General features: G+C 59.5%; 26 protein-coding genes. 10 read left to right on the top strand and 16 right to left on the bottom strand.

Translation table 11 applies throughout. The features are described from left to right. Positions 1–2 precede the first annotated feature (2 nt). Both Ga0074115_RS04530 and Ga0074115_RS04525 read right to left on the bottom strand, forming a co-directional pair. Positions 3–635, bottom strand: a complete 633-nt coding sequence (locus Ga0074115_RS04530; protein WP_057955345.1) for an MBL fold metallo-hydrolase — start codon at positions 633–635, stop codon at positions 3–5. Beyond that, positions 635–1012, bottom strand: a complete 378-nt coding sequence (locus Ga0074115_RS04525; protein ID WP_057955346.1) for a thioredoxin family protein — start codon at positions 1010–1012, stop codon at positions 635–637. The genes Ga0074115_RS04530 and Ga0074115_RS04525 overlap by 1 nt, the downstream gene beginning before the upstream one ends. Before the next feature lie 199 nt (positions 1013–1211). On the opposite strand from Ga0074115_RS04525, the gene Ga0074115_RS04520 reads away from it, so the two are divergent. Continuing rightward, entirely contained in the window at positions 1212–1916 is a 705-nt protein-coding gene (locus Ga0074115_RS04520) for a hypothetical protein (RefSeq protein WP_057955367.1), read from the top strand. A gap of 12 nt (positions 1917–1928) precedes the next feature. Here the strand turns inward: Ga0074115_RS04520 and yacG are convergent, their stop codons facing one another. The 4 genes from yacG to nifJ form a co-directional block, all read right to left on the bottom strand. After that, positions 1929–2123, bottom strand: coding sequence for a DNA gyrase inhibitor YacG (gene yacG, locus Ga0074115_RS15685; protein ID WP_081417735.1), 195 nt, complete (start codon positions 2121–2123; stop codon positions 1929–1931). A 5-nt stretch (positions 2124–2128) separates the two neighbouring features. After that, positions 2129–2896: a cell division protein ZapD gene (zapD, locus tag Ga0074115_RS04515; protein WP_057955347.1), complete on the bottom strand. Its 768-nt coding sequence runs from the start codon at positions 2894–2896 to the stop codon at positions 2129–2131. Between the two features lie 153 nt (positions 2897–3049). Continuing rightward, positions 3050–4057 carry a dihydroorotate dehydrogenase-like protein gene (locus Ga0074115_RS04510; protein ID WP_060528251.1) on the bottom strand — a complete coding sequence of 336 codons (1008 nt, stop codon included), beginning with the start codon at positions 4055–4057 and terminating at the stop codon, positions 3050–3052. Between the two features lie 143 nt (positions 4058–4200). Next, a complete protein-coding gene (gene nifJ, locus Ga0074115_RS04505) occupies positions 4201–7794 on the bottom strand; it encodes a pyruvate:ferredoxin (flavodoxin) oxidoreductase (RefSeq protein ID WP_057955349.1) in 3594 nt (1197 codons plus the stop codon). Between the two features lie 274 nt (positions 7795–8068). On the opposite strand from nifJ, the gene Ga0074115_RS04500 reads away from it, so the two are divergent. Then, positions 8069–8521, top strand: coding sequence for a hypothetical protein (locus tag Ga0074115_RS04500; RefSeq protein ID WP_057955368.1), 453 nt, complete (start codon positions 8069–8071; stop codon positions 8519–8521). 142 nt (positions 8522–8663) lie between these two features. On the opposite strand, the gene Ga0074115_RS04495 is transcribed toward Ga0074115_RS04500, so the two are convergent. The 3 genes from Ga0074115_RS04495 to Ga0074115_RS04485 all read right to left on the bottom strand — a co-directional run bounded on the left by Ga0074115_RS04495 (position 8664) and on the right by Ga0074115_RS04485 (position 10749). Continuing rightward, a complete protein-coding gene (locus tag Ga0074115_RS04495; RefSeq protein WP_057955350.1) occupies positions 8664–9041 on the bottom strand; it encodes a hypothetical protein in 378 nt (125 codons plus the stop codon). Between the two features lie 35 nt (positions 9042–9076). Continuing rightward, positions 9077–9742 carry a DUF2202 domain-containing protein gene (locus tag Ga0074115_RS04490; protein ID WP_057955351.1) on the bottom strand — a complete coding sequence of 222 codons (666 nt, stop codon included), beginning with the start codon at positions 9740–9742 and terminating at the stop codon, positions 9077–9079. 230 nt (positions 9743–9972) lie between these two features. Then, entirely contained in the window at positions 9973–10749 is a 777-nt protein-coding gene (locus Ga0074115_RS04485) for a hypothetical protein (protein ID WP_057955352.1), read from the bottom strand. 598 nt (positions 10750–11347) lie between these two features. Between Ga0074115_RS04485 and Ga0074115_RS04480 the strand changes: the two genes are divergently transcribed. Further along, a complete protein-coding gene (locus Ga0074115_RS04480; RefSeq protein WP_057955353.1) occupies positions 11348–12076 on the top strand; it encodes a response regulator in 729 nt (242 codons plus the stop codon). 56 nt (positions 12077–12132) lie between these two features. Next, positions 12133–13410 carry an ATP-binding protein gene (locus Ga0074115_RS04475; RefSeq protein ID WP_198295038.1) on the top strand — a complete coding sequence of 426 codons (1278 nt, stop codon included), beginning with the start codon at positions 12133–12135 and terminating at the stop codon, positions 13408–13410. 72 nt (positions 13411–13482) lie between these two features. Here the strand turns inward: Ga0074115_RS04475 and Ga0074115_RS04470 are convergent, their stop codons facing one another. The 6 genes from Ga0074115_RS04470 to Ga0074115_RS04445 form a co-directional block, all read right to left on the bottom strand. Continuing rightward, the gene (locus tag Ga0074115_RS04470; RefSeq protein ID WP_057955355.1) at positions 13483–14091 is read right to left on the bottom strand and encodes a YceI family protein; all 609 of its coding nucleotides are present in this window, start codon (positions 14089–14091) and stop codon (positions 13483–13485) included. Next, the gene (locus Ga0074115_RS04465) at positions 14091–14660 is read right to left on the bottom strand and encodes a cytochrome b (protein ID WP_057955356.1); all 570 of its coding nucleotides are present in this window, start codon (positions 14658–14660) and stop codon (positions 14091–14093) included. Before Ga0074115_RS04465 ends, Ga0074115_RS04470 begins: the two co-directional genes overlap by 1 nt. Continuing rightward, on the bottom strand, positions 14647–15567 hold the full coding sequence (locus tag Ga0074115_RS04460; RefSeq protein WP_087959729.1) for a pirin family protein: 921 nt from the start codon (positions 15565–15567) through the stop codon (positions 14647–14649). The genes Ga0074115_RS04465 and Ga0074115_RS04460 overlap by 14 nt, the downstream gene beginning before the upstream one ends. A 288-nt stretch (positions 15568–15855) precedes the next feature. Then, positions 15856–16437, bottom strand: coding sequence for a DUF3501 family protein (locus Ga0074115_RS04455; protein WP_057955358.1), 582 nt, complete (start codon positions 16435–16437; stop codon positions 15856–15858). Positions 16438–16626: 189 nt separating this feature from the next. After that, positions 16627–17958 carry a heterodisulfide reductase-related iron-sulfur binding cluster gene (locus tag Ga0074115_RS04450; RefSeq protein ID WP_057955359.1) on the bottom strand — a complete coding sequence of 444 codons (1332 nt, stop codon included), beginning with the start codon at positions 17956–17958 and terminating at the stop codon, positions 16627–16629. Between the two features lie 69 nt (positions 17959–18027). Continuing rightward, positions 18028–18444: a rubrerythrin family protein gene (locus tag Ga0074115_RS04445; RefSeq protein WP_057955360.1), complete on the bottom strand. Its 417-nt coding sequence runs from the start codon at positions 18442–18444 to the stop codon at positions 18028–18030. A gap of 161 nt (positions 18445–18605) precedes the next feature. Here Ga0074115_RS04445 and Ga0074115_RS04440 point away from each other — a divergent pair, with 161 nt between their 5' ends. Then, on the top strand, positions 18606–19523 hold the full coding sequence (locus tag Ga0074115_RS04440; protein ID WP_057955361.1) for a LysR substrate-binding domain-containing protein: 918 nt from the start codon (positions 18606–18608) through the stop codon (positions 19521–19523). Positions 19524–19768: 245 nt separating this feature from the next. Here Ga0074115_RS04440 and Ga0074115_RS04435 read toward each other — a convergent pair whose 3' ends face one another. After that, positions 19769–20626 carry a PEP-CTERM sorting domain-containing protein gene (locus tag Ga0074115_RS04435; protein ID WP_057955362.1) on the bottom strand — a complete coding sequence of 286 codons (858 nt, stop codon included), beginning with the start codon at positions 20624–20626 and terminating at the stop codon, positions 19769–19771. 548 nt (positions 20627–21174) lie between these two features. On the opposite strand from Ga0074115_RS04435, the gene Ga0074115_RS04430 reads away from it, so the two are divergent. Genes Ga0074115_RS04430 through Ga0074115_RS04410 form a run of 5 tightly spaced genes read left to right on the top strand, consistent with a single transcriptional unit; the run spans position 21175 to position 25657 of the window. Beyond that, the gene (locus Ga0074115_RS04430) at positions 21175–22314 is read left to right on the top strand and encodes a 4Fe-4S dicluster domain-containing protein (RefSeq protein ID WP_057955363.1); all 1140 of its coding nucleotides are present in this window, start codon (positions 21175–21177) and stop codon (positions 22312–22314) included. Continuing rightward, positions 22307–23140, top strand: coding sequence for an FAD/NAD(P)-binding protein (locus Ga0074115_RS04425; RefSeq protein WP_060528250.1), 834 nt, complete (start codon positions 22307–22309; stop codon positions 23138–23140). Before Ga0074115_RS04430 ends, Ga0074115_RS04425 begins: the two co-directional genes overlap by 8 nt. Then, positions 23140–23937 carry an NADH-quinone oxidoreductase subunit B family protein gene (locus Ga0074115_RS04420; protein ID WP_087959728.1) on the top strand — a complete coding sequence of 266 codons (798 nt, stop codon included), beginning with the start codon at positions 23140–23142 and terminating at the stop codon, positions 23935–23937. Before Ga0074115_RS04425 ends, Ga0074115_RS04420 begins: the two co-directional genes overlap by 1 nt. Before the next feature lie 5 nt (positions 23938–23942). Then, positions 23943–25241, top strand: a complete 1299-nt coding sequence (locus tag Ga0074115_RS04415; protein WP_057955365.1) for a Ni/Fe hydrogenase subunit alpha — start codon at positions 23943–23945, stop codon at positions 25239–25241. Beyond that, positions 25241–25657, top strand: a complete 417-nt coding sequence (locus tag Ga0074115_RS04410) for a hydrogenase maturation protease (RefSeq protein WP_232432904.1) — start codon at positions 25241–25243, stop codon at positions 25655–25657. Before Ga0074115_RS04415 ends, Ga0074115_RS04410 begins: the two co-directional genes overlap by 1 nt. Positions 25658–25770 lie beyond the last annotated feature (113 nt).

Raw genomic sequence — 25770 nt, 5'->3', positions numbered from 1 at the left:
CATTAGTCGCGGAGAAATGGATTGTGCAGCCGCTCCTCACCAAAGGTCGATTCGGGGCCGTGCCCTGGAACAAATCGACAGTCGTCTCCCAGCGGCCAGAGTCGCTCACGGATTGAGCGAATCAGGGTAGCATAGTCGCTGCGTGGAAAGTCGGTACGGCCGATTGAGCCCTGAAAGATCACATCACCCACCAGTGCCAGCTTGGATGGAGCATGGTAGAAGGTCAGATGACCTGGCGTATGGCCGGGGGTGTGGATCACCTCAAGCTGCTCATCTCCCACAGTGACGCTATCGCCCTGTTCAAGCCAACGCTCTGGCGTAAACGTCTCTACCTGGGGAAAACCAAATATTTCGGCCTGTTGTGGCATGTTTTCGAGCCAGAATCGGTCCTCCTGGTGAGGCCCTTCGATAACCACCCCAAGTGCCTTGGCAAGTGCCGCGGCTCCACCAGCATGGTCGATATGGCCATGGGTGATGAGAATCCGCTCCGGTATCAGCTCCTGACTTTCGATGGCCGCAATGATCTTGTCGATCTCACCGCCAGGGTCGACAATGGCGCATTTTCGGCTTCTCTCACACCAAAGCAGGCTGCAATTTTGCTGAAAGCTAGTGACTGGGATGATCTGATATCGCATCAGGCTACTCGCTGCAGCAGTTTTTCCAATTGCCGTTTCGATTTGGCTCCCAACGCCACTTCGGATACCAGGTTGTTGAGTACCAGGATGGTTGTTGGAGTGGCTCGGATGCTGAATGCCTGCGCCAGCTTCGGCTCTTTGGTGACATTGACCTTGCGAATGTTCGGGTAGTGTTCAGACAGCTCGTCGATCAGCGGCGACATGCTTTTGCAGGGGCCGCAATGGTCGCTGTAAAAATAGAGCAGCCGCGAGGCAGGTTCCCCAGTTTCTGCCTCTACCTGTTGTCCCACCAGCTTGCGGGCTGAACGGTAGGTCAGCAGGGTCATCAACAGTAGGGCACCGGTGATTGTGCCGATGATGATGATTGGCCAAGACATGCGGTTTACCCTCTCGCAGCAGTGGAGTCACACTCGTTTGACACATTCCAGAGCAATCTGTCATCAATTTCAACCTGCTGGCAAGCTGGCCGCTACTATTGGCAGGCGCTGTTGCATCGCCGGCCTGTTTTTTCAGCCCTGGAAGACTCTCCTCTAGTGGCTAATGATAAGCGTGCGGAAACCGCTGCTGAAGGAAAAAATGGAACAGTACACACTGATCGCAATTCTGGGAGGGCTGTTGGTCTTGGCGCTCTTCCTGTCCGGAATCGTCCAACGTCACCAACAGGCAGTGGAGGCAAAACGAATCAAGATCCAGCGCCTTCTGCGTGGTGTCGACCTGGTGGAAAATATTCTGTTTCGTCTGCAGGGCTGTCATCTGCCAAATGAGGTGGAGCGGCTGCTGCGGGAGGACCTGCTTGCCCGCTATCGGGCGGTGAAAAAAGTCGAGCCAAAATATGAGGGCATAGATGAACTGGTCGAAACGACCGAGCAGGCACTTGCTGCCCTGGGTGATGCAGCAAAAGCTGACAAGATCACAGATAAATTCCATCTGCAGAAGTTGACGAGCGTTATCAACGAGCTGATCGACTTTATAAAACAGGGCGGTCTGCTGACGCCGATCACGGCAGAAGCAGTTCGCGACCTGGTGGACCTGATCGGCACCCGCCGGGCGGAATGTCTCGCCACATTTCATATGCAGAAGGCCCGGGAGTTGCAATTGGAGGGTGATATCCATGCAGCACTGGGGCACTGCAGCGCCATCAAGGATTATCTGAACCGCAACGGGCCGGTCAATGAGCGGGTTAAAGCCCTCTTCAGGGAGGCAGAGGCGCTTCGGAAAGCACTCAGTGAAGGCGAAACGGTGCTGGAGAGGAAGTCAGCTTCAGGCAGTGGTGGTGATTAGCCGGGATGCAATTCAACGCTCTGGATCGAACCCATCGGGTACCACGTCGGTCGGCATGGGGATGCGGTGCTCCTCATCGAACCATTCACCCAAGTCGATCAGGCGACAGCGTTCACTGCAGAAGGGGCGCCAACGGGACGAAGCTTCCCAGGTTACCGGGAGACCGCAGGTGGGGCATTTAACTGTTCGCTTCTCTGTTGCGCTCATCTTCGTCAAAGAATACAGCTGGTGAATTGAAACCTGACGTCTTCGCTCGCCTGGATCGGACGTCCTGACTCGACGGGTTCGAGGAAACGGATATTGAAGCGGTTCTTGTTACCTGACACTTCGACAAACAGCGGCGTCTCCCTGGGCAGCCCGATGCGCACCATCTGTGCAGGGGTTTGCGAATCGAGGGTCTTCAGATAGAGGCCGCTCTTGGCAATCTCCCAACTGGGGTGGCTGCTGTTGCGCACCAGTTCGAGCAGCAGGATGATCGCTTTGCGAACGGGCGCCAGCTCCAGCAGCCAATTCTCCATCTGGCGCTGGCGGACCTCATGGGGCTGATTCAGCCAGTGGTGAAACTGCGGTAAATCGAAGCTGCAGTTACCGCCGGGGATGCTGGTTCGTTGAGCGATGGCGCTGAGGAACTCGTTCTTCTTTAGCTTGTGGGCAATCTGCCCCTCCAGCCGATAGACTTGATGGATCGACTGCTCCAAGCGTTCCAGCACCGCTCCCAGTGCCTCTATGTCGACATCTGGCTGGCGGCGGATTCGCTCAAGGCTGGTGGAGTGGCGCTCCAGCTCCTTGAGGATCTCGGTCTTCAGGTCGGAGCGGGCGAAGATGGCGGTGACGTCGAGCAGCGTGTAGATGGCTGCACGGCTACTCCAGATGTCCGTCAAGGGCACAAAGCGATCGATCTGCAGCAGCAGATGTTCCAGGCGCAAAAAAATGCGAATCCTTTCGTTCAGCGGATGTTCGTAAACGACGAGATCGGCCACGTTGCTTTTGATTTGTGATGGTAGGAAGAGACAATTGTCCACTATTTATCCGGGTGAGGCAAAAGGAATAAGAGGGCCTGCTTCACACCTCAGCTGCAACCACGAGCAGGGAAGGGAAAGCCGTCAAACAGTGGTCCTGACTCTGTCGTTTTCCTAAAAAACGCCGGGGCCGCTGCGGAAGCTGTCGAGGATATGCACATAATTAGCCCGCTCAAACTCCGCAGGGTGCGGTACGCTAATCTGACTGACACGTCCGCGTACCTCGTCGATCGAGGCGAAACCCTTCTCCTCCATCCATGCCTTGATGCCGGTGAGCACCCGATCCAAGGCGCTGGGCCCCTGCTCCAGCAGCAGGCTACAGAGGTGTACCACGTCGGCTCCGGCAAGCAGCAGTTTGATGGCATCTTCAGCGGTGTGTACGCCGCCTGTGGCACCCAGGGAGAGGGTGGTTCGCCCGTGCAGAATGGCGATCCAGCGCATCGTCAGCAGCGATTCTGCCGAGACTGAGGTGTGCAGGCTGGAGACCAGGCGCAGGTTGTCGATATTGATGTCTGGTTGGTAGAAGCGGTTGAACAGGGCGACCCCTGATGCGCCGGCGTCCTCCAGCTGTTTGGCCATGTTGGCCACCGAACTGAAGGCCGGTGAGAGCTTCATGTTGATCGGGATCGTGACCTGCTGGCGCAGATCCTTCAGCAGTTCCAGGTAGCGCTGTTCGATCTCGCTGCCCGGGGTGTTCAGGTCCGCCGCCACGAAATAGACGTTGAGTTCCAGGGCATCGGCGCCTGCCTGTTCCATCTCGGTGGCGTGCTCGATCCAGCCGCCGGGGGTAATGCCGTTAAGACTAGCGATCACCGGGATCTCCAGGGTCTCCTTCAGAGCACGTAGGTTTTCCAGGTAGAGATCCTGGCCGTTGGAGAAGTCGTAGTGATCGGGCAGAAAGCTGTCGGCCTCACTGAAACCGGTGTCCTGGTGGTGCAGAAAACGCACCATCACCTCCTCCTCTGCAGTTACCGCCTCCTCGAACAGGGAGTACATGATCAGCGCCGAGGCGCCGGCATCCTCGAGCCGCCTGGCATCGTCAATGCTGTGCGACAGGGGCGAGGCGGAGGGCACCAGCGGATTTTTCAACTGCATGCCGAGATAATTGGTGGTCAGATCCATTTCAAACTCCTGTGCTGTAAACGCAGAGGCTGCGGAGGTGCAGAGTACGTTGAGGATTTATCAGTTTCGGTCAATAGGTGCCTTCCGCAGGAAGAGACTCCGCGTACTTTGCGTCTTTGCGAGCCCTGCATTTTCATCCCAATTCATTCAGAGGATTGTTCCGGTCTCTCTTCCATATTAGCCATTGCGAGCTGGGCCAGCTGTTCGTAGAGGAAGAAGCGCGTCTTGACCTGCTTCTGGGCGCTGCGCAGGAAGCGCTCGGCTGCCTCCGGGTGGGTGCGCGTGAGCACGCTGAAACGGGCCTCGGTGGCGGTGAAATCCCGGTAGGGGATCGACGGCGCTTTGGAGTCCATGTGCAGCGGGTTCTCGCCCTGCTCCGCCTTGCGTGGATCGTAGCGAAACAGTGGCCAGTGGCCGGAGGCCACTGCCAGATCCTGCTGGCGGATGTTGTTGGAGAGGTCCACGCCGTGGGCGATGCAGGGAGAGTAGCAGATGAGCAGCGAGGGCCCGTCGTAGGACTCCGCTTCGAGGAAGGTCTTCAGGGTCTGCACATCCTTGGCGCCGAAGGCGACCTGGCCCACGTAGACGTTGCCGTAGGCCATGGCCATCATCGCCAGATCCTTCTTCGGCGTGGCCTTGCCACCGGCGGAGAACTTGGCCACCGCGCCCAGTGGGGTTGCCTTGGAGGTCTGGCCGCCGGTGTTGGAGTAGACCTCGGTATCGAGCAGCAGGATGTTGACGTTGCGTCCGGTGGAGAGCACATGGTCGAGACCGCCGTAGCCGATGTCGTAGGCCCAGCCGTCACCGCCCACCAGCCAGACGCTCTTTTTCACCAGGGTGTCGGCGATCCCCTCTAGGCTGCGGGCCTCCCGCTTGTCGATACGCTTCAGTTCCTCCTTCAACGCCTCGACCCGGTCGCGCTGCTCGAAGATCCCCGCCTCGCTGTGCTGGTCGGCACCCAGCAGGCCGTCCACCAGTTCGTCGCCGATCTCGCCGCGTAGGGTCTGTAGCAGCTCCCGAGCTTGTTCCGCCTGCTTGTCGATGGCCACCCGCATGCCCAGGCCGAACTCCGCGTTGTCTTCAAACAGGGAGTTGTTCCAGGCCGGGCCGCGCCCATCCGGATTGGTGGTGTAGGGAGTGGTGGGCAGGTTGCCGCCGTAGATCGACGAGCAGCCGGTGGCGTTGGCGATCAGCATGCGGTCGCCGAACAGCTGGGTGGCGAGTTTTACATAGGGGGTCTCGCCGCAGCCGCCGCAGGCGCCGGAGAACTCGAACAGGGGCTGCATCACCATCGCCCCCTTGAGGGTGTTCTGGCGCAGCTGGCTGCGGTCAAATTCCGGCAGCCCGAGGAAGAAGGTCCAGTTGGCCCGCTCCTGTTCTTGATAGGCCGGGTCGTCGACCATGTTGAGGGCCTTGCGCTTGGGGTTCTGACGGTCGCGGATCGGGCAGATCTCCACGCAGAGGCCGCAACCGGTGCAGTCGTCCGGGGCCACCTGGTAGGTGATGCGCAGCCCCTTCTCGAAGCCGCCGCCCTTGACCGGGGCGCTGCGGAAGCTGGCCGGGGCGTCGGCCAGGTCCGCCTCGCGGAACACCTTGGAGCGGATCGCCGCATGCGGGCAGACCAGCGGACACTTGCCGCAGTGGGTGCAGAGGTCGATCTCCAGCTTTGGCCACTGCAGGCCGATGTTGCGCTTTTCGTGGGCGGCGGTGCCCAGGGGCCAGGTGCCGTCCGCCGGGATCGCACTGACCGGGATGGTGTCGCCCTGGCCGGCGATGATCTTTGCCGTGACCGACTGTACAAAGGCTGGGGCATACGCCGGTACCGGCGCTCGGCGTTCGAGGTGACTGCTTATTTCGTCTGGCACTTCGACTTGGTGCAGGCCGGCCAGGGCGGCGTCGATGGCGGCGTAGTTGCGCTCCAGGAGTCTCTTCCCCTTGCGTCCGTAAGTCTTTTTCACCGCCTGTTTGATCAGTGCGATCGCCTTGGTCTTGTCGATGATCCTGGTGATGGCGAAGAAACAGGTCTGCATGATGGTGTTGATGCGTCGCCCCATGCCGGTCTGGTCGGCGATGCGGTAGGCGTCGATGACGTAGAATGCGAGCCGCTTGTCGATCATCTGCAGCTGCATCGGGCGGGGCAGGGTATTCCAGACTTTGGCCGGATCGGTGGGCGAGTTGAGCAGGAAGGTCGCCCCCGGCGCTGCCTTGTCGAGCATCTCATAGCGGTCGAGGAAGATCGGCTGGTGGCAGGCGACGAAGCTCGCCTCGTTGTCGCCGATCAGGTAGGTGGAGGCGATGGGGCGGGGCCCGAAGCGCAGGTGGGAGACGGTGACCGCGCCGGACTTCTTGGAGTCGTACTGGAAGTAGCCTTGGGCGAAATTATCGGTCTGCTCGCCGATGATCTTGATTGAGTTCTTGTTGGCGGAGACGGTGCCGTCGGCCCCCAGTCCGTAGAAGACGCAGGCGGTGACCCCTTCTGCGGCATCGGGGCGGAAGGCCGGCTCCCAGCCGAGACTGGTGTGGGTCACATCGTCGATGATGCCCACGGTGAAGGGGTGTTTGGGCCGATCCTGCGCCAGCTCGTCGAAGATCCCCTTGACCATTGCCGGGGTGAACTCCTTGGAGGAGAGGCCGTAGCGGCCGCCGCTGATGCGGGGCATGGTGTCGAGGGCGCCGCGGCTGAAGGCCTGGGCGAAGGCGCTGGCCACATCCTTGTAGAGGGGCTCGCCGTCGGCGCCCGGCTCTTTGCAGCGGTCGAGCACGGCGATCTTCTGCACGCTGGTGGGGAGCGCCTCGAGCATCTTGTCGGCAGCGAAGGGGCGGAACAGCCGCACCTTCAGCAGGCCGACCTTTTCTCCCCGCTTGGCTAGGTGCCTTACCGTCTCTTCGGCGGCGCCGATGCCCGAGCCCATCAGCATGATCAGCCGCTCGGGGTTCTCTGCGCCGATATATTCGAACAGGCGGTAGTGGCGGCCGGTGAGTTCGCCGAAGCGGTCCATCCATCTCTGGATGATCTCAGGCAGCGCCTGATAGTAGGGGTTGACCGTCTCCCTGCCCTGGAAGTAAACATCCGGGTTCTGCGAGGTGCCGCGGATCACTGGGCGATCCGGGGTTAGGGCCCGGGCGCGATGGGCGCTGACCAGTTCTTCGTCGATCATTGCGCGCACGCTTTCGTCGCTCGGCAGCTCGATCTTGTTCACCTCGTGGGAGGTGCGGAAGCCGTCGAAGAAGTGGAGGAAGGGGATGCGCCCCTCTAAAGTGGCGGCCTGGGCGATCAGGGCGAAGTCCGCTGCCTCCTGCACGCTGGCGGAGCAGAGCATGGCATAGCCGGTGGCACGCGCCGCCATCACATCGCTATGGTCGCCGAAGATCGAGAGGGCCTGGGCCGCCAGCGAGCGAGCTGAGACGTGCAGCACCGTGGGGGTCAGCTCGCCGGCGATCTTGTACATGTTGGGGATCATCAACAGCAAGCCTTGGGAGGCGGTGAAGGAGGTCGAAAGCGACCCTGCCTGCAGGGCGCCGTGGATCGCCCCGGCAGCGCCTCCTTCACTCTGCATTTCCACCACGTCGGGCACTGTGCCCCAGATGTTTTTGATGCCCCGGGCCGACCACTCGTCTGACCACTCGCCCATCGGGGAGGCGGGGGTGATGGGGTAGATGGCGATAACTTCGTTGGTGAGGTGAGCGATATGGGCGGCGGCCTCGTTGCCGTCGATGGTGACCATCTTGTTTGACATTTGTGGGTTCCCTGACGCAGTGGGTGAAGCTGGCTTCCTGAAAAGGTATAGCATCTATTCTGGACCATTGGTGAATGGATCGCTGATGACCGAAATCAACCTAAATCGCCCCGCATTTAGATGAATGCCGTTCACAAATCGATCTGTCGGAACCTGGCACTATTTCATACTGCCTGCACCTCTATCTGGGGTGCAGACACCTTGCGCGGATGCGTTTTTTCATAGCGTGTTTTGCGGAGGCTTGGGAAATAATTCAAACACGAGGATCGATATGATGTACCACAAGGCTTTGAGTGGAGTATTGGCCGGATCACTGGCGCTGATGGCGGGTTGTGCGAGCCAGCCGGAAGAGGTGTCGGCGGCCTATGTCTCTCCGGTAAAATATATGAACTACGATTGCGAACAGATCACCTTCGAGATGGATCATGTCTCCAAGCGGACGCTCAATCTCTACAGAAAATTGAAGGATAAGGCCGATTCTGATGCGGTGCAGATGGGTGTTGGCCTGGTCTTGTTCTGGCCGGCACTGTTGTTTCTGGAAGGTGGTGATGGCCCCGAAGCAGTTGAGTACGCCAATCTGAAGGGTGAGTTTGAGGCGCTGCGTTCAACCGCCCGTGAGAAACACTGTTCGATGGCTTCGTTGCCACCATCGCCGGAAGAGATCATCCAGAAGCGGGCGGAAGAAGAGAAAGCCTCGCAACAGCAACAAAACAGTATCGACGTTTAGTACGACCTGTTGGGCAGAGGATGCCAACTGCTCGACTTGGTTAGTCGAACCGCCCATGCAGCCATGCCGGGATGGCTGCATGGGCAAATCAAGCTGAACGTTTACGGTTATCAAGCCGGCAACATGCTATTTGATTGCCGATTTAGCGGCGACCGCGGCCTCCGCCTCCACCGAAACCGCCCCCGCGCCTCTGGCCACCGCCGTCACCTGAGCCATCCCGCAGGCGGGAGCGGGTCATACTCCCCTGGCCCTGCTCGGCACCGGCCATGTTTCTATACCCGCCAGAGCTTGTGCCCATCTCGCTGCGCATGGTCTGTCGCTCCTCCTGGCTCATGCTCTGCATACGGCTCTGTCGCTCACTGCGATAGGCATCACGATCTGCTTCGCTCATGTAGCGGACCTCATCCCCCATCTGCAGCAGGTCAGGGGTCGAGTATTGCGTGTAGTCCTCTGCTGCCAGGGCGCCGGTGGCGGGGAGCAGGCTGCTCAGGATGAGCGTTGTAATCAAACTTTTTTTCATCAGATAGTCCTCAATTCATCGTCTTGTTTTGGTTTTTAGCGTCTGCCGCGTGTAGTGCGACCCTGTTCCATCGGCTGCTCCAGAATTATCTCCACCTGCAGCTGATCCAGTGCCTGTGCTGTGTAGGGAACGCCCAGGCTTTCAATCTGCCGGACAAATGCTCTGAGATGGTTGCGTGAGCCGCGTATCAGGTTTTCGTAGGTCTGGGTAAGATCCGGGTGAGTGGAATCTGCAATGGCGTGTTGCAGATCTTCAATATCGATCTCTTCGATCAGGGCGCCGAGCATGAGTGCATCGATGAGTGATGTCTGCCCCTTGGCGATGAGTTCGGCGTAGAGGTTGGCCAGATCAGTATTGGTAAACATGCCGATGCTGTCATCCATGACCGGGTCGACAATTTCATAGTTGTCGAGCTGTCTCTCCATGGCCTCCATATGTCGCTGTTCGGAACTGGAGATGTTGGAAAAGACCGGGTGTTTCCACTGCTCGTAGAGGGTTAGGTAGACATCCCGTGCCAGTTTCTCTTCCTCCCGCATGAAGGTGAGCTTTTCGCTCTCTTCGAGGCTTAATGGCTCGGATGTGATCGGCTGACTAGTGTAGCTGTCTAGCTGCTGGCCCTGATGTTTCCAACCTGCATGAACAGGTGCGGCAGCGAGCAGGGCGACAATCGAAAGTGCAATTATGGGGTGCTTTGGCTTCATACTTAATCTCCTGAAGGATTATCGGCGATACTCAACTCGCCGCGTGTATGACAGAGGTTAGGTATGAATAGTTTCTGTGCTATTTCTGGAGACCTGCAGAGTGTTTCAATCTGTTTCCGTGAGCGGACTTGTTGCCTGAAATCAGCCCATACAGATGATGGTTTTGGTGTGGGGGATATGAGAAGCGGCAGAATCTATGGCGTTAATCCATGATTGTGGAGCAAGGCCCACTAGCGAGCGTAACGCAATTGTATTCCAACAGCGGCATCCGGACTGGCATTGGAGAAGCCGGCTACGCCATAGCCGTTTATCGACCAGCTGTTGTCCATCTCCCAATTCAGGTAGGCAACCCATTCCCTCAATTCAGCAGAGGTCGCTGAGTATGCCTGCCGGTAGTCGAAGCTGATCCCGCTATAGAGTGAACTGCTCAGGCGATAGTCGAGGCCGAGTGAAGCAAAGCTGACGTTACCCAGCTCCATTTGGGGTAGATCCCCCATCAGGCGGTAACCGAGGGTAAAAAAAGGTGTTAACCGGCCTTGGGTGGTAGCCATATTGAGTTGTAGGGAGTAGTCATTGCTGCCGCTGCCTAGCTCTTTTTCCGCATCCGCGGTGGCAAGTTTTGCCTCGCCGATCAGGTCAACTGCATACGGCAGATTCCATAATGGATCGAGCGCGTAGGAGAGACTGGTTACGATATCGGCCAGTCCCTGCTGGGTGCGTAGCGTTGGAGTCTCTCCACCACTGCCTCCCCGGTTGCTGCGACGATCTGTACCATCTTTGACGATTATGCCACCACCATTACCGCCAATTACTCCGCCTGGTCCGGTTATACGCAGGTAGGGGATGGTGATGGCCAGCCGCCAAGGAAATAGACTGTATTCCAATGTTGCCGGCAGATAGAGCATCTCGGTGTCGGCCGCGAGGCCATAGTCGCCGGAGCTGTAATCCATGCCGAGACTGAAACTGAAGCTCCCCGATTCATATTCAGAGGCATTCAGACTGGTCATCGCGATGCTGCAGAAGAGAATGAGGGTGTGGGTGCGCCACCCAGGCAGGAACGCAACGGGGTGTTTTGAACAGAGTCTTATAAGCTGCAGATATGCTCTCATCGCCCGGGGCGGTTCGGTCGAACCGGGCGATGTGGACGCGCTGGCCGGTGGCTGCGCCCAGGTCGTTGCATCTTCATGCGGTACTCATAACCAACGCCAAATCGGGTGTGCTTCTTGTCTGGAGTGGATGCCGCGCGATTGCCGGCAGCGGCTTGGTTGTCGGTCTTCATAGGATTGTCCCTGCCTTGCACGGCTTTCTCTTGGTGGTGTGGCTCAGGCGAAGTGGCTGATTCCTCCAGTAACAGTGGTGCGCTGATGGTATCGTCAGACCACGCCGGGCTGGCGAGCGCGATCCCCCCAAACATGGCTGCTATCGGCCAGCGTGCTTTCACGATTCAGACACCCCCAAACAGTTATCCCGGTCACACTTCCATAACTGGGATGATAATGACAATTGAGCCCAAATCCATTCCATTTCACCGCTAAAGTGTTTCAACCTATTTCAGCCGGCCACTCTCGGAGCCAGATCGAGGCCGCCTCTGGTAGACTCGCAGGGGTGGACACAAAAAACACCAAGCTGCTGATCGTTGATGATGACCCCCGTCTGCGGGAGTTGCTGCAGCGTTACCTGGGTGAACAGGGGTTTCAAGTCAGCGCCTGCGAAGATGGGGTGGCGATGCAGCGTCATCTGGCAGAGGCGGCGGTAGACCTGATCATCCTGGATCTGATGCTGCCTGGCGATGACGGTCTGACCCTGGCGCGGCGGATTCGGGCGCGCCAGGATACCCCGATCATCATGCTCTCTGCCCGGGGTGAGGATGTGGACCGGATTGTCGGACTGGAGGTGGGGGCGGATGACTATCTGCCGAAGCCGTTTAACCCCCGCGAACTTCTGGCCCGGATACGGGCGGTGTTGCGGCGCAGGCAACCAGGGGAAGGCGCTGAAGTGATGCAGTCCCCCTCGAAGCTGCTGGAGTTTGGCGAGTTCCAACTCAATCTGAGTACGCTCACCCTGACCCGCGATGGCAACCGGATCCCCCTCACCAGTGGAGAGTTGGCCCTGCTGGAGGTGTTTGTCGAACACCCCAATCAGATCCTGAGCCGAGACAGGCTGGTCGAGCTGCTGAAAGGATACGATCGCTCGCCATTTGACCGCAGTATCGATGTGAGGATTACCCGTCTGAGGCGCAAGATCGAGACCGATCCGAAAGTCCCCGAGTTTATCCGCACCGTGTGGGGCAAGGGCTATCTGTTTACCCCTCAGGGTGAAGCCTTCTGGGGATAGGTGTGCCGCGTAGAAAGACCCTATTAAGGTACACCGGCCAGATTATGGCGGTGTCTATGCTGACCTTTTTGCTGTTTTCCAGCGGGGTGATCGTCTACTACATCCTGGTGCCGATGGCACGCCAGGCGTCTGGGGATCTTGCCGCACTGATCGTCCTGTCGGCACAGACCTGGGTGGAACTGCCACCGGATACGCGTCCCGATTTTGAGGATGAGTTGTATCTTCAGCATGGCCTTTCACTGGTCTCTGCCGAGGCTCAGCTAAAGCCGGTGCGCTATAAGAGCCCCTATTTGAGATTTCTCGAGACGGCACTGTCGCGGCGGCTGGGCCAGGAGATCCAGCTGCTCGATGGTGGCACGGCAGAGGGCTGGGCCTGGGTGGATGTGCCGATGGCAGAGCGGACCGTGCGCATCGGTTTCTCCTCTAAGCATAACGACGCCAGTCCACCGCTCGCGGTGCTCCTGCTGCTGCTCGGCGGCAGTATGATCACTCTGATCAGCTCGCTGCTACTAGTCAGGCGCCAAACCTATTCGCTGGCCCAGCTCGCCAGTGCGACATCCCGCTTTGGCCGGGGGGAGCGGCCTGAGTCTTTGCCGGAAGAGGGGCCTGAAGAGCTGGCGGTGCTGGCGCGTAACTTCAACCGCATGACCAGGCAGGTCCAGCAGCTGCTGACCAACCGGACCACCCTGTTGGGGGGGATATCCCACGACCTTCGCACCCCGATCGCACGCCTCCAACTGGCGCTGGCGTTACTCGATGAGAAGAGCGAACCTGAATTAATAAACGGCATGCGCGAGGACTTGCAGGAGATGGATCTGCTGATCAGGCGCACCCTTGAATTGGCCAGAGGTTTGGAGGGTGCTCCACAGGACGAACAGCTGCTCGATCTGGCTGCATTCCTGGCAGAGGTCGTGACGGACTACCGGCAGCAGCCGGTTGCGATCGAGTGGGCCGACCCGCCGCCATGCCCGATGCGCTTCAGCCCGCTGGCGTTACGCCGGGTCCTCTCCAATCTGCTCGGAAATGGCCTGCAGTACGGTGACGGGAAACCGCTTGAGGTGCGGCTGCAGTGTGATGGAGCGATGGCAGAGATCCAGATCCTGGATCGGGGGGCGGGTATCCCTGAAGCGCAGTTGGAGGCGGTGTTCCAACCCTTTTTTCGACTCGAAGGGTCGCGCAATCCTGCAACAGGAGGCAGCGGACTGGGGTTGGCAATCGTTCGCCAGCTTTGTGACTTATATGGTTGGCAGATCCGGCTTGTGCCACGCCAGGGCGGAGGGACAAAGGCGTGCCTGAGCCTACCCAACTCGCGCGGTGAGAAAAACTCCCACTAAGCCCATCTTGGCAGGAGAGCGTGCAGCCGTAGAGAAGCGGAGCGCAGGGCTGGGTTCAATGCCCGACCCGGCTCATCGGCGTTGCCTGGGGCGGTTTTTGTTATCGCTCCTGATCCCCTCGATGCCCAGATAGAGTTCGACCTCTTTCGATGCCGGGCCTAGATTGTAGTCGATGCCGAAGTCGGCCAGGGCGAAGCGGGTGTGGCCCTCGAAGCCGCGCCGATAGCCGCCCCAAGGGTCCGTGCCGCTGCCGATCTGGGTAACATCGATGGTGACTGGCTTAGTGACCCCGTGCAGGGTGAGATTGCCGTGCAATTTAGCCGTGCCGTCGGCCAGTTCCTGGAAACTGGTGCTGACAAACTCTGCCTTGGGGTAGTTGGTTACGTCGAGGAACTTTTTGCTGCGCAGGTGTTTGTCGCGCTCGGCGTGGTTGGAGTCGATACTGCTGACATCAATCTCGACCTGGACCTTGGCGGCCGTCGGGTTGTTCTCGTCGTAGCTGAAGCCCCCCGAGAAGTGGTTGAACCGGCCCAGCAGCCAGCTGTAGCCGAGATGGGAGATCTTGAACTGGATGAAGGCGTGGGCGTCTTTGGTGTCGATGGTGTAGTCGGCGGCCTGGGTCGGCAGGGTGGCGAGGCAGAGGCCGGCGGCGAGTAGGCCGCTGATGATCTTGTGTTGCATTAGGGTTGCTCCTTGGTGGACCCCAAGATGCGGGTCAGGGTGATGTCGTGGTCAAAAAAGTGGTGTTTCAAGGCACCACTGGTGTGAACCGCTGCGGTGCCGATCAGGCCCCAGGCGAGCAGCTTATGCAGCCTGCCCATCACCTCCTCCTGCTGCTCCAGGCCAGTTAACAGCGCCGGTAGCTCGAACCAGTCGAACACTGAGACAGCCCGGCCATCGGCGGTGGAGATCAGGTAGCCGCTCACCATCACCAGCAGGGGCAACAGATAGAGCAGCCGATGCACCAGCCGCGCGGCTAACTGCTCCCAGGGCAGGTGGTTAGGCAGGGCGGTGGGGGTGGGGTTGAGCAGTCGCCAGCCGAGCCGCAGCAGCACCAGCAGCACCAGCAGAAACAGCAGGCTGCCGATGCTGCGGTGCAGATCGGGGGCTCGACGGTACCAGGGGTGGTAGTAGTCGAGCCCGGTCATCCACAGCCCCAACCCAAACAGACCAAACAGGCCAAGGGCCACTAGCCAGTGCAGCAGGATCGCCGGCAGGCCCCAGGCGTCTGTCGTGTTACGCCACTGCATCGGGTGTCTCATCGAGCCTGTCGAACAGGCCGGCCTGGTAGTCCCGATAGGCCTGCTCAATCTGCTCGGTGCTGTTCATCACGAACGGGCCGTGGCGTACTACTGGCTCACCGATCGGGCGTCCGGCCAGCAGCAACAGACGACTCGCCTGGTTCGCCTCGATGATGACGCTGTCGCCATCACTCAGCACCCTCAGTTGTCGCGGTTCGATCCGGTTGTTCTGCGTCTTGTCACCGGCAATCGTCAGGCTCCCTGAGATCAGATAGATGAAGGCATTGTGGCCGTTGGCCAGTCTCTCCTGGTAGGTCTCGCCAGCAGGCAGGGCAATATCCAGATAGAGTGGCTGCACACTGATCCCATTGACTGCGCCTCGGGTGCCGCGGGTGGTCTGCCCGGCGATGATCCGGATGCGGGTGCCGTTTTCATGCTGCTCCAGCGGGATCTCCTGTGGTGCAAACTCCTGGTAACGGGGGATGGCCATCTTCTGTGCGGCGGGTAGGTTGACCCAGAGCTGGAACCCCTCCAGCAGACCCTGCTCCTGTTCAGGCATCTCGGAGTGCTCTATGCCCCGCCCGGCGGTCATCCACTGTACCCCGCCCGCTTCCACCACCCCGCTGTGGCCGGCACTGTCGCGGTGCCGCACCCGTCCGGCTAGCAGGTAGGTGACCGCCTCGAACCCCCGGTGTGGGTGGGGCGGAAAGCCGGCGATATAGTCCTGTGGATTGTCGGAGCGGAAGCTATCGAGCAGCAGAAATGGGTCGAGCAGCGGCAGGCTGTGGCTCGGGATGAACCGGGTCAACTGCACCCCAGCGCCATCCTGTGTGTCGCTGCCGCGGATGATGCGGATCAGCTGGCGTGGTTTTTTAAAGATGGTGGTCACCGCGTCCCTCCAGATTTTGAGTATCATGTGGAGAGAGTTTAGGAGGCAATAGCTGACTAAACCAGTCGGTCAAGTTGGAATGCAAGCCCCAAATCTATGGAACAAGCTGACAATCTGCCGTGTCCTTGCCAGGTTCACCTGTTCAGGATGGAGGCATCACTGTCGGTTGGCTATGCACCAATATTTTGTTCATAGTCCAAAATTCGTAGGAGCGACCGCTTGCGGCGCGAATCAAACGACACTGAAGATATTCGCATCGCAAGCGGTTGCTTCTACAGGATTTTGCTGTCGTGGAACAGGAGCCATAAGTGCGGCTCAGTGCAGATCCCCCGCCAGCGATGCCCTGATCGGCTCCTCCAGAGTGATCTCTGCCTGGTAGTGCGGGTGGTTGATGCCAGCCTTGATGGCGGCGCCCTGCTTGACGGCGGCAGCCATCTCCGGGGTCAACTCAAAACGCACGAAGTGTACCGAGGCGGTCTTCTCTTCGGTTTCACGCTCCAGATCCTCATTGGCGATGGGGAGCACCTTAGCGAAACCTTCAACCTCCACCCACAGCGCCCGCTCGATGCCGATCAGGCGGGCGAGTGCCTGGTGTCGCTCCTGCGGGTCTTCGTACTCCACCATGAAGGTTGCCTTCCAGTTCATACCGTCGGGGATCAGTGGATTGTAGACATCCAGTTCGTCCTGAATCCCTTGATGCTCGAAGATGCGCTCGATGCGCAGCATCTCCTGAATCTGGTATTGCATGGTCAGGGCGTCCTCGAAGTAGAGGGCCGCGTGCTCGCCCAGAGGCACCCGGCGGTTCTTCTTGTGTTCCATCACCTTGCCGCGGAATTCGCCGCGCATGTGCGAGTACTCTTCCAGACTGTAGAGATCTTGGTGTGACAGTTTGCTCATCAGTTCTTCTCCGTTAACAGGTGATCCATTTGGCTATTGGATGCCTAGATATAGGGCGGCCCGTGGCTGCCGCGTGTAATTGATTGAAATCCAGGAGTAGGTCGGGCACACCCCGACCTATACATGGGCCATATTTAATTGCTGGATTAATAACCGAACCTACGGGTGGTCGATTCGGCTGTTGGGTGACTAGATCCCATAGGCCTTGCGCAGTAGGCCCATCGGGTGTTCGGTGTGGCTGCCATCGGCCATGCCCTGTTCAATATGGTGTCCGGCCATCGGGCAGTCGCTGCCGTAGTGGTCCGCTTCGGCCTTTTTGACCCGGTTCACCACTGGCCGGACGATCTTCATCGCGGCGTCGTGAGTCTCTTTTTTGACAGCGTAGGTGCCGTCGTGGCCGGAGCAGCGTTCGATCGCCTCGATGGTGGTCTCCGGTATCAGCGACAGCAGCTCGCGGGTCTTGGAACCCACATTTTGTACCCGCTGATGACAGGCGGCGTGGTAGGCCACCTTGCCCAGAGGGGTCTTGAAGTCGGTATTCAGCTTGCCGGCTTTGTGGCGGTGCATCAGGTATTCGAAAGGGTCGAAGATCGCCTTGGAAACCTTGATGACATCGGGCTCGTCGGGGAACATTAGCGGCAGCTCTTGCTTGAACATCAGAGCGCAGGAGGGGACCGGGGCGACGATATCCCAACCTTCGTCCACCAGTCTGGCCAGCACCGGGATGTTGGCATTCTTCGCCGCTTCCACCGCCTCCAGATCGCCCAGCTCCAGCTTGGGCATGCCGCAGCACTGCTCCTTCTCGGCCAGGGTCACGGGGATGCTATTGTGCTCGAACACCGCCACCAGATCTTCGCCAATCAGCGGCTCGTTGCGATTGCCGTAACAGGTGGCGAATAGCGCCACTTTGCCCTTGGTGGGGCCGGCCAGTTCACCTTTCGCCTCTCTGCCGCGTCTGTCGGCCAGATGTGAGCGCAGGCTCTTCGAGTGGAACTCTGGCAGGCGGGCTTCGGCATGCACCTCCAGCACGGCCTCCAATGCCTTGCGGGCGGGCTTGGCCTTGTTGATCGCGTTGATGACTCCGGCAACCACCGGTATTCCGGCGATGCTGCCGACCGCATCGGTGCTGGTGAGAATCCTGTCGCGCAGTTTTACATCGCCCTTTTTGTACTTCACCGCCTTGGCGCGCAGCATCAGATGGGGGAAGTCCAGATTCCAGTCGTGGGGTGGGACATAGGGGCACTTGGTCATGAAGCAGAGATCACAGAGGTAGCAGTGATCGACCACCTTCCAGTAGTCCGTCTTGGCGATGCCATCCACCTCCAGGGTCTCTGATTCGTCCACCAGGTCGAACAGGGTGGGGAAAGATTGGCAGAGACTGACACAGCGCCGGCAGCCGTGGCAGATATCGAATGCCCGCTCCAGCTCCTGAAACAGCGACTCTTCGCTGTAGAAGTCTGCCTCTTTCCAGTTGAGTGGGTGGCGGGTGGGTGCTTCCAGGTTACCTTCTCTGATACTCATGGTGTCGTCTCCGCTGATTACTGTTGAGATGGGGAGGTGCCGGGGCCATCCGGCCCCAGCGTCTACCGCTTACTCCATCTCGTTCAGAGCCTTCTGGTAGCGGTTGGCGTGGGAACGCTCTGCCTTGGCCAGGGTCTCGAACCAATCGGCGATCTCGTCGAAGCCTTCGTCACGGGCGGCCTTGGCCATGCCGGGGTACATGTCGGTGTACTCGTGGGTTTCGCCAGCCACCGCGGTCTTCAGATTGTCGACGGTGCTGCCAAAGGGCATGCCGGTAGCGGAGTCGCCGCACTCTTCCAGGTATTCCAGATGGCCATGGGCATGGCCGGTTTCGCCTTCAGCGGTGGAGCGGAACAGGGCTGCCACATCGTTGTAGCCCTCGATATCCGCTTTGGAGGCGAAGTAGAGATAGCGGCGGTTGGCCTGGGATTCGCCGGCAAAGGCGTCTTTCAGGTTCTGCTCAGTCTTGCTGCCTTTCAGGGACATGGTCTCTTTCTCCTTTCGATTCAGTTGGTTTGTGCCTGCTAGGCACGGAGAAAATATAGTTGCTGACCTGAAATACCTCTAATTGTTTGTTTGAATCCAAATGATTGACAGCGTGAATGAATGTGTGATTATTTATTCATAGGCATCACAGGCGGGGCGTCATGAATCTAAGAGATCTGAGCTATCTGGTGGCGGTTGCCGAGACCGGCCATTTTGGGCGGGCCGCTGAGCACTGTTTTGTCAGCCAACCGACCTTGAGCAACCAGATCAAAAAGCTCGAGAAGAGCTTGGGTGTCACCCTGTTTGAGCGCACCAACCGCTCGGTCCGGGTGACGCCAGTGGGTGAGGTGATCATCGAACACGCCCGTCGCAGCATCCAGGAGGCGGAGGCGATCAAACATATCGCGGAAGGCTTTCATGATCCCTTTTCAGGCCCTTTGCGGTTGGGCGCCATCCCGACTCTGAGCCCCTATCTGATCCCGCTGATCCTGAAGCCGTTGCGGGAGCGCTACCCCAAGCTGCAACTGGCCCTGACGGATGAGGTGACCGCATCGTTGACCGACAAGCTGGCAAACCATGAGATTGATGCGGCGTTGCTGGCGACACCGATCAAGGCGCCTGGTTACGATTCGCTGCTACTGTTTGATGAGCCGTTCTGGCTGGCGCATCTCAGCAAGCACCCGCTCTACACCAAGGATGAGATCAGCTGCGAAGATCTGGCGGAGGTGGAGATGCTGCTGCTGTCGGATGTGCATTGCCTGTCGGGGCAGATTATGTCTGTCTGTCCCCACCAACGAAGTTCACAGGAGTATCTGCGAGCATTTGGTATGGAGACACTGATCCGGCTGGTGGCGGCAGGATATGGCTGCACACTGGTGCCCGCGTTGACAGTACATGGCAGCGGGCTGATCGGTTCCGGGGTGATTGCACGCAAGCTCGAGATCCCCACTGCCTTCCGGCGCATCCGTCTGGTCTACCGATCGAGTTTCCCCCGCAAGACGATGCTGCAAGGTTTGGCGCAACTGATCGACGAACAGCTGCCGAACACGGTCAGGCGCTTGGATGCTGATATGGAATAGCCAGATATGCTGGCCAATGCCAATGCCAATGCCAATGCCTTCCGCGGTGAACTTACCGCCGAGGCGCTGTTGCAACGAATCAAGGCCGAGCGGGAGAAGATGAAGTCTGTTAAGCGGGGGAGAAAAAACAGGCGGCTTCTTGATGCGCGGCGCTCCTACGTAGTCAGGTGGCGCCCAATAAAAAAACGCCCTCAAACGAGGGCGTCAAATGGAGAGTTAAGATCGTTATTGTTATAGGTCAGGAACTAAGCCTGTTTGCGCCGCAGACGCTTGCGGCCGGCGAAGCCGATCAGGCCGATGGCGAGCAGTACCAATGAAGCGGGCTCCGGCACCTGGGCGTGCTGCATATCGAGCTGGATCCAGTCGTTGTTGCAGTTTGCAGTCCAGTGCACGCGCAGATCGAAGTCATTCAGCGAGCCCAGGTTGAGCAGAGCCAGATCGACGCTGGTCTCAATCATGTAGTGGCGGTCCTTTTTATACTTGCCGATCTTGTCGGGCTTTGAGTCACCAAAGTTCATGCTGCCGTGGGTCATCTCACCGTAGGCGAGGTCCACGTTACCCAGCAGATTACCGGACTTGACGCTGGTGGGGTGGGAGAGCTTGTAGGTATTCATCCCGCTGCTGGTCTTTTTGGGCTTGACCCAGAGGCCGTAGTTCCAATTATCGACCGAGTAGACGTCACCCTGGCTCATGCCGTTGTGATCGCGGGTGACGATGCCATATTCGAAGGAGGTGGCGTCGCTGCCGAAATCGAAGTTGAGGGCGATATCACCGGCGGCCCAGCCTTTGGCGTGGGGGGCACGGCCAGTGGCGATACCGATATTGAGCATGCTGCCGACTAGCTCCACATACATCGCCTCGGCATCATACTTCTGACCGCCATAGCCGGGGTTGAGATACCATTTGTGCTGATCCTCGACCACTACTGAGATGCTGCTGCGCAGGGTCTTGTTCCAGTCGGACGCCTTGCCCTTGGGGGCCTTGATCCAATCACTGATATTAGAATCGATGGTGATCGCCTGAGCGGCGCTGCCGGCAAGCAGTAGCAGTGCGGCAGCGCTCAGTTTGAGAGCCTTCTGGGTAAAAGTGGTTGCGTTTGCCATGGTCCCAATCTCCTGATGGATCTGCTGAAAGTGAACTTGCCTGCTATGTGGCAAGTGGCGGGCCAACTTGGGATGAGGCGATCTCAGCTGCAGAATTAAACGCGGATGAGGTGGCGATAGTTGCGCAAATAATGACGAAACTTATTGAATATTAAAGATAAAAATTAAAAGGAATGGGTTTCTCTGATGAGCGTGTTCGAAGAAGGATATTCCCGCCGGAAAAGGGTATGGGAAAGCGGGTCGTAGTCTGGGGAATAAAAGTCGAGTCTGTCAGGTAGACCGACAGAGAGAAGAATGGATTTCCGGGGAATGGAATCGATTTCCCGTGATCTGAACGGGCTTCTTGCCCAGCTAGCGGATAGGAAGCAGCGTCAGCGTCAGCGGCCGGAATGGGGTGGGGCTTCCTGTCGGAGTGTAAAGCCAAGCGACGGATTGGGAAGAGTGATCTCTCTTTCTGAGTCATGGATGTCGTCTACACTGCTAGAGGGTTGTAGCAAAGGTGTGTTGCTTTGCTGATTCCAGGCTCCGGTGAATGGAGAGATGCAAGGGTGGAGAGTTCAGTATCTTCAAGCGGTGCACGGCGACCGGGATTTCTGCCACGAAACGCATTCGATCGCCTGCTCAATGCGATTTCGGAGGCGGGATGGCAGTTGTTCGGTCCGGTGGTTGAATCTGGGGTGATCCAATTTCGTCCGATCAGCGGTATGGCCGCCCTGCCGACAGGGGTAGTGAGCCGGCAGCAGCCGGGCAGCTATCGTCTTGAGCAACGGGAGGATCAGCGCCTGTTCGCCTGGAACCAGAGCCCGCAGGGACTGAAACCCCTCTGCTTCGCGCCGGAAGAGTGCCTTTGGCAAGAGTCCCAGGGGCCGGATGGGAAGACGCAGCTAGAGTCCGGGCTGGCTGAGGCGACTCCGATCGCGGTGATCGGCGTGCGCGGCTGTGACCTGGCAGCCTTGGCGATCCAGGACAGACACTTCCTCTCCAGCACCGCCCCTGATCCTCATTATAAAGCGCGGCGCGAGGCGCTGTTTCTGGTAGGGGTTGACTGTGCCGAGTCGGCAGAGACCTGTTTCTGCACCTCCACCGGTGATGGCCCTTATTTAAACGGGGGGTTCGACATCGGGTTGGCAGAACTGGATGCGGGTTTTCTCACCTGGGGAGGGTCGCAGCGGGGCGAGGCGCTGCTGCAATCTTTGGCCCTGCCGCTCGCCAGCGACCCACAGCTTGCCGAGATGAATGAGGCGACAGACCGGGCCGCCGCTGCCCAGCAGCGACGTTTGCCATCGCCGGTGGCGCTGCGCCGTCTCTACGACAACCTGGCCCATCCAGACTGGGATCAGGTCGGGGAGCGCTGCCTCTCCTGCGGCAACTGCACCGCGGTCTGTCCCACCTGTTTCTGCTACTCCACCGAATACCGCACGGCGCTGGACGGGACAAGCGCCGTGCGCATCCGCCAGTGGGACTCCTGTTTCAACCCGGCCCACAGCAGCATGGGCCGTTTCAATGTGCGTACCACCATCCCGCAGCGCTACCGGCAGTGGCTGACCCATAAGCTGGCCGGCTGGCAGGATCAGTTCGGGCGCATCGGCTGCACCGGCTGCGGTCGCTGTATCAGCTGGTGTCCGGTAGGGATCGACCTGACCCGGGAGGTGGGTTTGGTGCTCGGGGAGGATGATTTTGATGTTTGACCCGCACCTGCCCCGTATCGCCATCATCGATCGCCGTACCCAGGAGTCGGAGACGATCTTCACCCTACGGTTGGAGTTTGAGGATAGTGATCAGCAGCAGGCGTTCGAGTTTAAGCCTGGGCAGTTCAACATGGTGTCGCTGTTCGGTGTCGGCGAGATCCCGATCTCTATCGTCTCCGATCCGCAGGACAGCCACTTCTTCGACCACACCATCCGTGTGGTGGGCCGGGTGACACGCAAAATGCATAGCCTCAAGCCGGGCGACCGGATAGGCATTCGCGGGCCCTTCGGTCGTGGCTGGCCGCTGGCCGAGGCCGAGGGTAAGGATCTGTTGCTGATTACTGGCGGCTTAGGTTGCGCGCCGCTGATGTCGGTGATCGGCTACCTGCCGCGGCGGCGTGAGCAGTTTGGTCGCATCTATATTCTGCAGGGGGTCAAACACTGTGACGATCTGATCTGGCGTGACCAGTATGACCAGTGGACCCAGCAGCATGATGTGCATGTCCACCTGGCTGCCGATGTGACAAGCCGGGATTGGCCCTGGCAGCAGGGCATGGTCACTGAGCTGATCGGGATGTTGGAGCTGCGCACCCAAAAGACCCTCACCATGCTGTGTGGGCCGGAGATGATGATGATTGCCGCCATTGCCCAGCTGCGCGACCTAGGGCTGCCTGACCGGCGCATCTGGCTGAGCATGGAGCGCAACATGCAGTGCGGCATCGGTCAGTGCGGGCACTGCCAGATCGGCCCGAAGCGCGTCTGCCACGACGGACCGATCTTCAGTTATGAGGAGGTGGCAGACTTCCTCGGCGTAAAGGGGTTTTGATGATGAGAGAAACAAAACCCACCCTTGCAGTGCACAAATTCAGCTCTTGTGATGGCTGTCAGCTTGCCCTGCTCAATCTGGGTGAGGCACTGCTCGAGCTGCCAAACTATCTCAAGATCGTCCACTTTGCCGAGGCAGGGCCCAGTGATCCGACTGCCCATGCCGATCTGGCGCTGGTGGAGGGCAGCATCTCCACCCCCGAGGATGTCGAGCGCATTCGCCAGGTGCGGAAGAATAGCGACTACCTGATCAGCATCGGCGCCTGCGCCACCGCGGGCGGGATCCAGGCGCTGCGCAATCTGGCCGATGCGGCTGCCTGGATGGCGGCACTCTATCCCCAGCCAGAACAGATCGAGATCCTGCCGGAGTCCGGTGCCATCGCTGCACATGTCAAAGTGGACCTGGAGTTGCCGGGCTGCCCGGTCAATTCAAACCAGCTGCTGCGCGCCCTGCGGGATCTGCTGAACGGGGTTGAGCCGGTGCGGGAACGGCGTGCGCTCTGCATGGAGTGCAAACGTCAGGGGTTGGTCTGCACCCTGGTGAGCAGCGGTCAGCCCTGTTTGGGACCGGTGACCCTGGCTGGTTGCGGCGCACTCTGCCCCTCCCAGGGGCGGGGCTGTTACGGCTGTTACGGGCCGGTGGAGTCGGTGCACCATGAGAGTCTGGCGCAGCGCTTCAGTGAGCTGGGGCTGGATCAGGCAGCCAGCGCACGGCGCTTTCTCTTCATCCAGGCTGGCGCGCCGACGTTTGCCGAGGCGGGTGTGCGGTTGCGCGCCAGAGCGACGGAAGAGGAATGACGAGTATGGGCGACTCCCGCGAGATCCACATCAATGTGCCGGTGCTGACCCGGGTCGAGGGCGAGGGCGCACTGGAGCTCGATATCGTTGATGGCAAGATCGAGCAGCTGCGGCTGCGTATCTTTGAGCCGCCACGGCTGTTCGAGAAGTTCATCGAAGGCTACGAGTGCGACCAGGTGATCGACATGGTGGCGCGCATCTGCGGCATCTGTCCGGTCGCCTACCAGATGAGTGCGGTGCAGGCCTTTGAGAGCATCTTCGGCATCGAGCCGACACCCTGGATCAAGCGCATGCGCAGGGCGATGTATTGCGGTGAGTGGCTGCAGAGCCATGCGCTGCATATCCACCTGCTGGCCGCGCCCGACTTCTTCGGCTATGAGAGCGCCATCGCGATGGCCGCGGATCACCCCGAGGTGGTGCGCCGTGGGCTGCGCCTGCAGAGCCTGGGCAATGATCTGATTGCGCTGTTTGGTGCCCGCTCGGTGCATCCGGTGGGGGTGCGGGTGGGCGGCTTCTACCGTGCGCCGGAGCCGGCTGCAGTGGAGATGATGGTGCGTCGCCTGGAGGCGGCTCTGCTGGAGGCGGAGGCGCTGTTGCGTTGGTGCGCTGGGCTCGACTTCCCGCAGGATGAGCAGGCTTTTGTCAGTGTCGCCCTGAGTGCGCCAGATGAGTACGCCATCGGTGTGGGGCGGCTGATCTCCGGGCAGGGGCTCGACATCCCGATCAACCAGTTCGCCAGCCATTTTCGCGAAAAGCAGATGGACCACTCCACCGCCTTTCACTCCGAACTGGAGGGCAGATCCTATCTAGTGGGGCCGCTGGCGAGGCTCAATCTCAACTTTCATCAGCTGCCGCTTGGGCTGCGCAGACTGCTGGATGAGTGCGGTATTCATGTCCCCAGCCACAACATGTTTCACAGTATCTTGGCGCGGGCGGTGGAGCTCTATCTGGCGATCGCTGAGGCAGTCGAGCTGCTGCAGGATTACCAACTGCCCGAGATGCCGGCACTGCCCTTCACGCCCCGCGCCGGTACCGGCTTTGGCTGCACTGAGGCGCCGCGTGGCATCCTCTGGCATCGCTACGACGTGGATGAGCAGGGGCGGGTGTTGAGTGGCCGTATCGTGCCCCCCACCAGCCAGAATCAGGCGCGCATCGAGGAGGATATCCACAATTCGCTGACGCTGATGGGGCTAGACCAGGATGACCGGGCATTGCGCCTGCGTGCTGAGCAGGTGATCCGCAACTATGACCCCTGCATCTCCTGCGCGACCCACTTCCTGACGCTGAAGGTCCGCCGCCGCTAATGCGAGTGATTGCAGTCGGATCTCCCTTCGGCGCTGATCGTGTCGCTTGGCATGCCGCCGAATGGCTAGGTGCGGAGTTACCGGATGTGGAGGTGGTGTGTCTCGACCGTCCCGGCAGCGCCTTGATCCCCTGGCTGGAGGAGTCGGTGGTGTTGCTAGATGCGCTGCGGGCGGAGGGGCGGCCGGGGCAGATCCGCCGGCTCGATCTGGCGGAGCTGGCCGATCCTGGCCAGATCAACGCAGTGCATGGTTTTGGTGTGGCGCAGGCGTTGGCGCTGGCGCAAGCCTTGGGGGAGCTGCCGCAGCGCCTGCTACTGCTCGGCATTGTGATCGATGCCGCTACACCCTCTCCCCCTGAGCTGGATGGTGCCGCACTGTTGGCGCAGCTCGAAGCGTGGCAGCGGGGGCGCTATTAATCCGGCAATTAAATAGATATAGGGTGGCCCGTGGCCACCGCGTGTCATCGATTGAAATCAAGGATAATGTCGGGCACAGCCCGACCAATACATGTGCCATATTTAATTGCCAG

The sequence above is a fragment of the endosymbiont of Ridgeia piscesae genome (genome assembly GCF_001443665.1).
Lineage (GTDB): Bacteria > Pseudomonadota > Gammaproteobacteria > Chromatiales > Chromatiaceae > Endoriftia > Endoriftia persephonae.
The sequence above is the reverse complement of the archived record's forward strand: the minus strand, read 5'-3'. Positions and strand labels throughout refer to the sequence as shown.